The following is a 10,577-nucleotide window of genomic DNA, read 5'->3' on the forward strand; positions in this document are numbered from 1 at the left end:
AGGGGCGGGAGATGTCTCCCACAGTCTGGCTAGCAGAAGCAAATTCGGTCCCTCCGCCCCCGACAGGTTTCACCCTAGGCCATACAAGCGATTTCATTCGCGATGCGGGCTTGCGGATTTCCCGGTGTACCAGACCGGGCGCCGCTGCACGGCCACTCGCGAATCAATTCGCCCTCACGGCGACTGGCCTCCCTCCGGGTCGCAAAGGGGATTGAACGCCTTACGGCAAGACTCGGTTCAGAAGGTGAATTCCAGGTTCACCGTCGGTGTCGAGGTGCGGCTCCCACGCCCGCCATCGACGCCGAACTTGTTGTGCCAATACTCGTAGCCGACGCCCAGCCACAGGTTCGGCTTGCGCTTGGCGCCCGGCATCGCGGCGACCATCAGCGAAGTGCGCACCAGGGTTTCAGGGGCGGTGTCCTTGTCGAAGTAGTCTTCGCCCTTCTCGCCGACGTAGTTGACGAACCCCTGGAACTTGGCGTCGTGGTCACCGAGCTGGAATGGCTTGAGCCAGGTCAGGTTGACCATGTAGGTGGCGTCGAACGTGTGGTCAGGATGCTTGGCGCTGGGGATGCCCGAGTGGTTCTTCTCGCGGTAGTACATCAGGCTCAGGTCGAGTACGGCGGCGCCGTTGAACTTGAGCGTGGGGCCGAAAACCACGGCGCGCTTCTTGGCCGATGCCAGGTTGTTGTTGCGATTGGCATCGAAGCCGAAGGTGAAGGCGTAGTCCTTGATCAGGCCGGTACCCAGTGGCTGATCGAACACCCGCGAGGCGAACAGCTGGTGACGGTAGACCGCATAGACCTCGCTGCCGCCGTGGTCGGTGCCCTTGCGCGGGTCGCGGCTGTCGGAGAGGAACACGTCCAGGTTGAAGAAGTTGCTGCCGTACTTGTAGCCATCCGCATGGGTGAAGCTGTAGGTGCGTTTGGCGAACTTGTTCGGGTTGTTGGGGTTGGTGTACTGCTGGCCGTAGCGGAAGCCAACACTGTTGTTCACCCATTCGAAGATCTTGCCGTCCTCGGCGGCGAATCCGGTCTGGCCAGTGGCCAACAAGGCGGCGCCAAGCGCCAGGCTGGTGTAACGACGCATTCGGGTACTCCTTCTTTTTGTTGTTGAGCAGAAAGCGGAAAAGACCTGTCCTTGACGGCAGTGCGCGAAGGCAGCCGTCTCCGGGGTTGGGGTTAAAAGAGCCCGCCGGGTAGGCAGGCTTTGGAATTCCGGCCGGACCTCATGGGTACCGGCCGGATGGGAGCAAATTCAGTGCGCGGCGCAATGCCGGCTGCGTTCCTTTTCACCCAGGATGTTGAACAGCAGGTTCAGGGTGAGGGCGCTGACAGTGGCCATGGCAATGCCGCTGTGGGTGATGGGTTCCATCCAGTGAGGAAGCTGGGCGAAGAGTTCGGGGCGAACCACCGGTGCCATGCCCATCCCCATGCTCACGGCGACGAGCAACTGGTTGCGTCGGTCGCTGATGTCGGCCTCGTGGAGAATCTTGATGCCGGTGGCGGCCACCATGCCGAACATCGCCAGGCCTGCGCCACCCAGTACCGCAGGCGGGATCGAGGCCACCAGGAAGGCGGCTTTCGGCAACAGGCTGAGGCCGATCAGGAAGGCCCCGGCGGCGACCGTCACGTAACGGCTGCGGACGCCCGTCATCTGCACCAAGCCAATGTTCTGGGCGAAGGATGAGTGGGTGAAGGTGTTGAAGAAGCCCGCCAGGAAGGATGCGCCGGCGTCACACATCAGACCGCGGCGCAGGGCGTTGGGGCAGACTTCGCGGCCGGTGATCTTGCCCAGGGCCAGGAACATGCCGGTGGACTCGACGAAGATGATCACCACCACCAGGCACATCGACAGCACCGAAGCCAGATCGAACTTCGGCATGCCGAAATGCATCGGCTCCACCAGCTGGAACCAGGGCGTCTCTTCGAGGCCATTCAGGTCGACCATCCCGCTGGCACCGGCCAGGGCGTAGCCCAGGGCCATGCCGATCAGCACCGAGACGTTGACCCAGAAGCCCTTGAGGAAACGGTTCACCAACAGGATCGTGCCCAGTACCAACCCAGCGATGGAAAGGTACTCCAGGGCGCCGAAATGGGTTGCCGCGTTACCGCCGCCGGCCCAGTTGACCGCTACCGGAAAGAGCGTGAGGCCGATGGAGGTGATCACGGTGCCCGTCACCAGCGGCGGGAAGAAGCGCACGATGCGCGACATGAAGGGGGCGAGCAGCAGGCCGAAGAAGCCAGCGGCGATGGTCGCGCCGAAAATCCCCTGGATACCGACGCCAGGCATTCCGGCCATTACCACCATGCTGCCGACGGCAGCGAAGCTGGCACCCATCATCACCGGCATGCGGATACCGACCGGGCCGATGCCGATGGACTGAACGATGGTGGCGATACCGGCGACCAGCAGGTCGGCGTTGATCAGGAAGGCGATTTCTTCGCGGGAGAGACCGGCGGCTTGGCCGACGATCAGGGGTACGGCAACGGCGCCACCGTACATAAGCAGGACATGCTGGAAACCGACAAGCAGCAATTGCATCAGGGGCAGGCGCTGGTCAGCGGGCGAAAGGGCGATTTCTCGCTCTGTCGGAGTGGTCATGCAACACCTCGGGCGCTTTTGTTCTTGTAAGTCGCTTGGCATTGCCGCACCTCGTGGGTGCGGCTTGCCGGGTATTCATGTTGCTGGCCGGGAGGGTGACTCCCGGCCGGGGTCGTGCTGGTACTGCGAGGAATAAAAAAAGCCTGCCTGGGGGCAGGCTTGAAAGCGGGTGATGCTTGGGGTCACCACCCGCCGTGGTCGTGCACGAGGTCCCGGGTTTTCAGGAGCCTCGCCGATGCTCAGTTGGTCTTGGCGCCCTGGGCGATCCAGCTGCCGATCAGGTCACGCTCTTCCTGAGTCATCTGGGTGATGTTGCCCAGCGGCATGATCTGGCTGGCGACAGCCTGGGCCTGGATCTTCGGTGCGAGCATCTGGATCTGTTGCGGGGTGTCGAGCATCACGCCGCCCGGCGCCGAGGTGAACATCGGGCTGGTGGGCTTGGCGGAATGGCAGACAGCGCAGCGTTCCTTGATCACGCTGTGGACCTTGTCGAAGTTACCGCCTGCGGCACTGGCCTGGGCCGGGGCTACAGTCGGTTGTGCCGGAGCGGTGGCCTGCGGCTTGCTTTCGCTGGTGCTGGTCGCCGGGGCAGCGGCGCTGCTGGTGGCGGGGGCGGCCTGCTCCTGGTGGGCGGGCTCCACGGCCAGGCTGGGTTCGGCGGCCTTGTAGTTCGGCGCGGTGACGAAGGCCAGGCAGATCATGCCCAGGGCGCCGGCCGGCAGGGTCCAGGCGAACTTGTTGCTGTCGTGGCGGGTGTTGAAGTAGTGACGCACCAGTACTGCGATCACCGCGATCCCGGCCAGGATCAGCCAGTTGTACTGGCTGCCGTAGGTGCTCGGGAAGTGGTTGCTGATCATGATGAACAGCACCGGCAGGGTGAAGTAGTTGTTGTGGCGCGAACGCAGCAGGCCCTTGGCCGGCAGGACCGGGTCCGGGGTGCGGTTTTCTTCGATGGCCTTAACCAGGGCACGCTGGGCCGGCATGATGATGCGGAACACGTTGCCCACCATGATGGTGCCGATCAGGGCGCCGACATGGATGTAGGAACCACGGCCGCTGAACACATGGGTGAAGCCCCAGGAAGCGCCGATCACCAGCAGGAACAGGACCAGGCCGAGCAGGGCAGGGGTCTTGCCCAGCGGCGAGTCGCAGAGGAAGTCATAGATGAACCAGCCTGCGATCAGCGAGCCGATGCCGATGGCGACGGCGGCAGCCGGAGCGATGTCCACGCCGGGTGCGATCAGGTACAGGGTCGGGTTCATGTAGAACACCACGGTCAGCAGGGCGACGCCCGACAACCAGGTGAAATAGGCTTCCCATTTGAACCAGTGCAGGTTGTCTGGCATTTTCGGCGGAGCGAGTTTGTATTTCTCCAGGTGGTAGATGCCGCCACCGTGGATGGCCCAGAGGTCACCCGACAGACCGTCGCGCGGATTGGCGCGGTTCAGGTTGTTCTCCAGCCAGACGAAATAGAAGGATGCGCCGATCCAGGCGATACCGGTGATCATGTGAACCCAGCGAATGCTCAGGTTCAGCCATTCGGTCAGATGTGCTTCCACAGTGTTTACCTCTTTTCCCGCTGACCAGCACGCCGATCGTTGGGCTTCTCTTATTAGTGGTGGGGGTCGAGGAGGAGCTGCTCGTCCTCAGTGAAGAAATGCTCATCGCAGTTGTTGCCAGAACCGCTGCGATCAACCACCAGGAAGTCATCCCGCTTTTCGATCGTCAGCACCGGGTGGTGCCAAACGCCGCGATGGTAATTAACGCCCTGCCTGCCATTGGAGAGGAAGGCACGGACCAAACCCGGTACAGGTACATCGCCAAGTGGCGCGACCACGACCAGAAAGGAGTTGCCGAGCAGCGGAATGAAGGCCTGGCTGCCCTGCGGATGTCGTTCCAGCATGCGGATGCGCAGCGGCATCTCAAGGGATTCGGCGCTGAAGATGCTGATGATCGCCTTGTCGTCCGGCTGGGCGGTTTCGACCGTCGCCAGCTTGTGATAACGGCGGGTGGAGCCGTTGTTGATCATGAAGTACTCGCTGCCGTCGGTTTCGATCACATCTCCGAACGGGGCGAAGGCTTCTTTGGTCAGGGGCTCGATCTTCAGGGTTCGCATGGCTGTTCTACTTGTTCGTTGCTGGTTCCCATCCCCCGAAAGGGCGGGGCCGGTAGGGGAGGTGGTATTTCCATCCTCCCCCCTGGCTCTCCACTATGGCGGAGAGCCGATGGGCGGGCCGTGGCCCACCCGGTCCTGAATAGGGGCGGTGCGACTGCGGCTTACATTTGCTGCAGGCGGAACAGCGCGATCTTGTTGATCTCGGCCAGCGCCCTGGAGAACTCGGCTTCGGGAGAGTTGTGGATCCGCTCTTCGAAGGCCGCCAGGATCTGATGCCGGTTGCTGCCTTTCACCGCCATGATGAAAGGAAACCCGAACTTGGCCTTGTAGGCGTCGTTCAGCTCGGTGAAGCGCGCGAACTCTTCAGCCGTGCATTCTTGGATACCGGCACCGGCCTGTTCGCTGGTGCTGGCTTCGGTCAGCTCGCCACGGACGGCTGCCTTGCCGGCCAGGTCCGGGTGAGCATTGATCAGCGCCAGCTGGGCTTCATGGCTGGCGCTGAGCAACAGGTCGGCCATGCGCTGGTGCAGGCCATCGATCTCGTCGACGCGGTCGTCCTGACCCAGGTCGAATGCCTTCTCGGCGACCCAGGGCGAGTGCTCGTAAATGTCGGCGAACGCCGTGACGAAGGCATCGCGGGACAGGGTGGACGGAGTCAGGGTCTGGAAGCGGCTCATTTCGCTTGCTCTTTGAAAGGGTGGGTGGCGTGCCAGTGGCGGGCGATGTCGGCGCGGCGGGCGAACCAGACGTTCTCGTGGCCTTTCACGTAGTCGATGAAACGGGCCAGGGAAGCGAGGCGCGCGGGGCGGCCCAGCAGGCGGCAGTGCATACCGATGGACAGCATCTTCGGCGCGCCGGCGGCACCTTCGGCGTAGAGCACGTCGAAGGCGTCCTTGAGGTATTCGAAGAAGTCATCGCCCTTGTTGAAACCCTGCACCTGGGTGAAGCGCATGTCGTTGGTGTCGAGGGTGTAGGGAATGACCAGGTGCGGTTTTTCCGCGGTGCTGGCGGCGTCCCAGTAGGGCAGGTCATCGTCGTAGGTGTCGGAGTCGTAGAGGAAGCCGCCTTCCTCCATGACCAGGCGACGGGTGTTCGGGCCGGTGCGGCCGGTGTACCAGCCTACCGGGCGCTCGCCGGTCAGTTCGGTGAGGATGCGGATGGCCTCGAGCATGTGCTCACGCTCCTGGGCCTCGTCCATGTACTGGTAATCGATCCAGCGGTAGCCGTGGCTGCAGATTTCGTGGCCGGCGTCGACCATGGCGCGGATCACATCCGGATGACGCTGGGCGGCCATGGCGACGGCGAAGATGGTCAGCGGGATGTCGTGCTTCTTGAACAGGTTCAGCAGGCGCCAGACGCCGGTGCGGCTACCGTACTCGTAGAGGGACTCCATGCTCATGTTGCGCACGCCCTGCAGCGGCTGGGCGGCGACCATCTCGGACAGGAAGGCCTCGGACTCCTTGTCGCCGTGCAGCACATTGCGCTCGCCGCCTTCCTCGTAGTTGAGGACGAAGGACAGGGCGATGCGGGCTTTGCCTGGCCAGTGCGGATGGGGTGGGTTGTTGCCGTAACCGATCAGGTCGCGTGGGTACTCAGCGCTCACTGCAGTCTTCCTTCTCGTCTGTTGGATCGATCAGCGACAGCCCGGGAAAGTGGTGCGCGACCGTGGATGGGGTGATTGTATACAAACTGTCATGCGTTTTGTAAATCAAAAATTCGCTAAATTCGTCGTCGAGGGTGGGAGAAGTAAACCTGCCCATTTGGTCAGGTCTATATGGGCAAAGGCCCAGTGGGTGCTGGGTGCGTGGAAATACACTGTCGGCGTGGATCGGCCAGGGTTGATCCATACTTGATGCGTTGATTGTGTACAATTTTTTGAGTTTATGTCTTACATTCGAGTGGTCGCGTGTTATTCTGCGCACCGTACCGGGGCCTTGGCCCCTGACCACGCACCTATATGAACAAGCAGAGGAGGTGTGGCGTTCCGATCGCGGCCAGAGCAACGGCCCGGTGGACGCCCAGCGAGCAATGGGACGTTTGACCACGCATGTACTGGATGCCGCCCACGGCTGCCCTGGCCGTGACATCAAGATCGAGCTCTACCGCGTCGAGAGCGCAGGCCTGGAGCTGGTCGCCACTACCATTACCAACGATGACGGCCGCTGCGACGCGCCCGTGCTGCAGGGTGCCGATTACCAGAGCGGCGTCTACCAGATCCATTTCCACGCCGGCGACTATTACCGCGCCCGTGGCGTAAAACTGGCCGAGCCGGCCTTCCTCGATGTGGTTGTCCTGCGCTTCGGCATTTCGGCCGAACAGGACCACTACCACGTCCCGCTGCTGATCTCGCCCTACAGCTACTCCACCTACCGCGGTAGCTAGTCCACGATTCTCGTTACCCTCGACTCACTGGAGTCTTTATGGCCCGTTCACACTGCGGGCCTTTTTTATGCCTGCAAGAAAGTGCGGCGTAAAAAAAAGCCCGGCGCAAGGCCGGGCTTAAGCGCATCACGGGGAGATGCGCAAGGGAGCATGGGAACCGATAAGACCAAAGCTGTACGCCAGCCTCGAAAGGCTGCGCAGGTGCATGGGTGAATGTCGGATCAGGGAAGAGTCTAGGCGGCAATTGCCTGGGCGCCGGTCGGTGGTCGGAAATCCTTTCGGACTGTCGCTGCCAGGCATCCTGGCGGATCGGCGTTGCGCTCTGCAGGGCTGGGTCCCGAAAGGGAGCTGTAGCTGAATCCCATCAGTCGGACTACCGATTGCCTTGCAAGAGCGAACTGCTCTGTTTGCGACGTTTCGCTCTCGGGCTATTCGCGAGCAGAGCTCGCTCCTACGGGAGGATTGGAGGCGGCACGTCTATTTCCGCGGCCAAATGAAAAGGCCCTGGCGCAGAGCGACAGGGCCTGGTGAAGCGGTGCTTGTGATTACAGGAAGATGAACTTGGCCACGAAGATGGCGCACAGCGCGTACAGGCTCACCGACACATCCTTGTACTTGCCGGTGAAGGCTTTCATTACCACGTAGGTCACGAAGCCCAGGGCGATGCCGTCGGCGACCGAGAAGGTCAGCGGCATCATGATCACGGTAACGATGGCCGGGATGGTTTCGGTGTGTTCCTTCCAGTCGATGTGGGCCATGCCGCCCATCATCAGCATCGCAACATAGATCAGGGCGCCAGCGGTGGCGTAGGCGGGGATCATGCCGGCCAGGGGAGCGAAGAACATGGCGGCGATGAACAGGATGCCCACGGTCACGGCGGTCAGGCCGGTGCGGCCGCCAGCGGCTACACCCGCGGCACTTTCCACGTAGCTGGTGACCGGCGGTACGCCGAGCACGCCACCGAAGACGCTGGAGGCGCTATCCGCCTTCATGGCCCTGGAGAGGTTTTCGATGCGACCGTCTTCCTGCACCAGGTTGGCACGCTGGGCAACGCCCATCAGGGTGCCGGCGGTGTCGAACATGTGCACGAAGAGGAAGGCGAGGATCACGCTCACCATGGTCACGTTGAACGCGCCGGTGATGTCCATGGCCATGAAGGTCGGGGCCAGGCTCGGGGGCATGGAGAACACGCCGCCGAACTTGACGATGCCCAGGCCAACACCGATCAGGGTCACGGTGAGGATGCTGATCAGGATGCCGCCGAAGATGCGGCGGTATTCCAGTACCGCGATCATCAGGAAGCAGATGGCAGCCAGCAGCGGACCGGGGGAGGTCAGGTCACCGATGTGCACCAGGGTTGCCGGATGGGCGACGACGATGCCGGCGGTCTTCAGGCCGATGAGCCCGAGGAACAGACCGACACCCGCACCCATGGCGAACCGTAGGCTGCTCGGAATGCTGTTCAGCAACCACTCACGAATGCGCGAGAAGGTCAGGATCATGAACAGCACGCCGGAGAGGAACACCGCGCCAAGCGCGATCTGCCAGCTGTAGCCCATGGTGTTGACCACGGTGTAGGTGAAGAAGGCGTTCAGGCCCATGCCCGGGGCGAGGCCCACCGGCCAGTTGGCGTAGAGGCCCATGAGGAGGCAGCCGAAGGCTGCGGCAAGGCAGGTGGCAACGAAGGCTGCGCCATGATCGATCCCGGCATCGGCCATGATGTTCGGGTTGACGAAAATGATGTAGGCCATGGTGATGAAGGTGGTCAGGCCTGCAGCCAGTTCAGTCTTCACGGTGGTGCCGTGCAGGCTGAGCTTGAAGAGACGTTCAAGCAGGCCCTTGGCGGGCGGTGTAGCGACGTACGTTCCTTGTTCTTGTTGTTTGATGCTTTCCACAGCGTGGTACTCCTCATCTCTTTTGTTTTGTTCACCCAGAGCCTGGAGTTGGCTCCGGACTGACTGAGGCGGATGGCGTGAGTGGTGCACTTCCTCCAATACTTGACCGCAGGGTCAGGAAGTCACGGCGCGATTATGCCTTTGTATACAAAAAAAACAAATAATGTTTTCAATGTTCGAAAAAACGCACCAATCCATAAAAGCTGACTGAAAGGTTAGGTTTTGCTGCGACAATTTGCAGCCTAACGAACTAACAAATTCGTTTAAAAACAATTAGTTATTTGAATTGGTACTTCGGGTAGGGCGAGGAGGGAATATTGTCGAAAGCACGAAATGGCACCGGGCCAGGCACGCTTATGACAAAAAAATGTAGGGAAATACGCTGATTTGTCGCTTCAGTCGTTGCTCGATGAGCAATTCGAGAACGGCTGTAAAAACCTGTGCAACCGGTCAGGAATGGGCTTCGAGCGTCGGCGAAACTGTTCAAGGTCGGATGATTGTGTACAATATCCTTCGCTTTTTCCCTGATTTCCCTCGCTGATCCACCCGTTCAGCCCGGCGGAAAGGGGCAAAAAGGGCCCTGGAAGACCGCCGACCCCCTTTGACGCGAGCCCCCATGAACGAACAGTTGCAGCCACTCAAGAAGCAGTCGCGCACCGCCAAAAGCACCCGCAGCGGCACTCAGGACGACGTCGTCTACGCACATATTTTCGATGCCATTCTCGAGCAGCGCCTCGCACCCGGTACCAAGCTGAGCGAAGAAGCCCTGGGCGAGATCTTCGGTGTCAGCCGCACGATCATTCGCCGTGCCCTGTCGCGACTTGCACACGAAGGCGTGGTGCTGTTGCGGCCGAATCGTGGCGCCGTGGTGGCCAGCCCCAGCGTCGAGGAAGCCCGCCAGATCTTCTATGCCCGCCGTCTGGTGGAGCGTGCCATCACCGAGCTCGCGGTCGAGCACGCCACCGCTGAGCAATTGCAGGAACTGCGACAGATGGTCCTCGAGGAGCAGGCCTGCTTCTCCCGTGGAGATCGTGGCGCCGGCATCCGTCTTTCCGGCGAGTTTCACCTGAAGCTGGCCGAGGCAGCGAAGAACGCCCCGCTGGTGAGCTTCCAGCGCAGCCTGGTGTCGCAGACCTCGCTCATCATTGCCCAGTACGAGAGCGGCAGCCGCTCCCACTGTTCCTTCGATGAGCACAATCGCCTGATCGACGCCATCGAGTCCCGCGATGCAGAACGCGCTGTGATGTTGATGATGCATCACATGGACCACATCGACGACAAGCTGAACCTGGACGAAAGCGGTGCCTCGGACGACCTGCATGCGGTGTTCTCGCACCTGCTGCAGACCAAGAAAAAGCCTGGCCGCAGTTCACCCCGCAGCGCCTGATTTCGATTCGAGCGAAAAGCCCCGCCAATGCGGGGCTTTTGTTTTGGGCACGAGGCTGGCAACGAGATTGTGGGCCGGGATGGGCAAAGGGCAGGCCTGCGGCCTGCATCGCGAATGAATTCGCCTCCACAGCCGATCCGGTAGGGTGCGCCGTGTGTTCAGCCGGGGGACATAGGTAACGGGTGTCGGGAGA

General features: G+C 61.6%; 9 protein-coding genes. 2 read left to right on the plus strand and 7 right to left on the minus strand.

Annotated elements, in window-relative coordinates; genetic code table 11:
* Window positions 1-237: 237 nt before the first annotated feature.
* The 6 genes from MnOB_RS02455 to puuE form a co-directional block, all read right to left on the minus strand.
* Window positions 238-1,089: a nucleoside-binding protein gene (locus MnOB_RS02455; RefSeq protein WP_107504020.1), complete on the minus strand. Its 852-nt coding sequence runs from the start codon at window positions 1,087-1,089 to the stop codon at window positions 238-240.
* 168 nt (window positions 1,090-1,257) lie between these two features.
* On the minus strand, window positions 1,258-2,604 hold the full coding sequence (locus tag MnOB_RS02460; RefSeq protein WP_077521641.1) for a nucleobase:cation symporter-2 family protein: 1,347 nt from the start codon (window positions 2,602-2,604) through the stop codon (window positions 1,258-1,260).
* A 239-nt stretch (window positions 2,605-2,843) separates the two neighbouring features.
* Window positions 2,844-4,163, minus strand: a complete 1,320-nt coding sequence (locus tag MnOB_RS02465; RefSeq protein ID WP_077521643.1) for a urate hydroxylase PuuD — start codon at window positions 4,161-4,163, stop codon at window positions 2,844-2,846.
* Between the two features lie 53 nt (window positions 4,164-4,216).
* Complete coding sequence (locus MnOB_RS02470; protein ID WP_077521645.1) at window positions 4,217-4,720, minus strand: ureidoglycolate lyase; 504 nt, start codon at window positions 4,718-4,720, stop codon at window positions 4,217-4,219.
* Window positions 4,721-4,881: 161 nt separating this feature from the next.
* Window positions 4,882-5,397 carry a 2-oxo-4-hydroxy-4-carboxy-5-ureidoimidazoline decarboxylase gene (uraD, locus tag MnOB_RS02475; RefSeq protein ID WP_077521647.1) on the minus strand — a complete coding sequence of 172 codons (516 nt, stop codon included), beginning with the start codon at window positions 5,395-5,397 and terminating at the stop codon, window positions 4,882-4,884.
* Window positions 5,394-6,323, minus strand: coding sequence for an allantoinase PuuE (puuE, locus tag MnOB_RS02480; protein ID WP_077521649.1), 930 nt, complete (start codon window positions 6,321-6,323; stop codon window positions 5,394-5,396). The genes uraD and puuE overlap by 4 nt, the downstream gene beginning before the upstream one ends.
* 425 nt (window positions 6,324-6,748) lie before the next feature.
* Here puuE and uraH point away from each other — a divergent pair, with 425 nt between their 5' ends.
* Complete coding sequence (gene uraH, locus MnOB_RS02485) at window positions 6,749-7,102, plus strand: hydroxyisourate hydrolase (protein ID WP_077521657.1); 354 nt, start codon at window positions 6,749-6,751, stop codon at window positions 7,100-7,102.
* Window positions 7,103-7,647: 545 nt separating this feature from the next.
* On the opposite strand, the gene MnOB_RS02490 is transcribed toward uraH, so the two are convergent.
* The gene (locus MnOB_RS02490; protein WP_077521651.1) at window positions 7,648-8,997 is read right to left on the minus strand and encodes an NCS2 family permease; all 1,350 of its coding nucleotides are present in this window, start codon (window positions 8,995-8,997) and stop codon (window positions 7,648-7,650) included.
* Window positions 8,998-9,613: 616 nt separating this feature from the next.
* Here MnOB_RS02490 and MnOB_RS02495 point away from each other — a divergent pair.
* Window positions 9,614-10,384 carry a GntR family transcriptional regulator gene (locus MnOB_RS02495; protein WP_077521653.1) on the plus strand — a complete coding sequence of 257 codons (771 nt, stop codon included), beginning with the start codon at window positions 9,614-9,616 and terminating at the stop codon, window positions 10,382-10,384.
* Window positions 10,385-10,577: the final 193 nt, after the last annotated feature.

Origin of the sequence: Metapseudomonas resinovorans, from assembly GCF_002003485.1 — a bacterium.
In the GTDB taxonomy this organism is placed as follows: domain Bacteria; phylum Pseudomonadota; class Gammaproteobacteria; order Pseudomonadales; family Pseudomonadaceae; genus Metapseudomonas; species Metapseudomonas resinovorans_D.

Bases quoted from the DNA above. Each gene is read 5' to 3' on its own strand.
- MnOB_RS02455 (WP_107504020.1), bottom strand. From the start codon at position 1,089: ATGCGTCGTTACACCAGCCTGGCGCTTGGCGCCGCCTTGTTGGCCACT.
- MnOB_RS02460 (WP_077521641.1), bottom strand. From the start codon at position 2,604: ATGACCACTCCGACAGAGCGAGAAATCGCCCTTTCGCCCGCTGACCAG.
- MnOB_RS02470 (WP_077521645.1), bottom strand. From the start codon at position 4,720: ATGCGAACCCTGAAGATCGAGCCCCTGACCAAAGAAGCCTTCGCCCCG.
- uraD (WP_077521647.1), bottom strand. From the start codon at position 5,397: ATGAGCCGCTTCCAGACCCTGACTCCGTCCACCCTGTCCCGCGATGCC.
- uraH (WP_077521657.1), top strand. From the start codon at position 6,749: ATGGGACGTTTGACCACGCATGTACTGGATGCCGCCCACGGCTGCCCT.
- MnOB_RS02495 (WP_077521653.1), top strand. From the start codon at position 9,614: ATGAACGAACAGTTGCAGCCACTCAAGAAGCAGTCGCGCACCGCCAAA.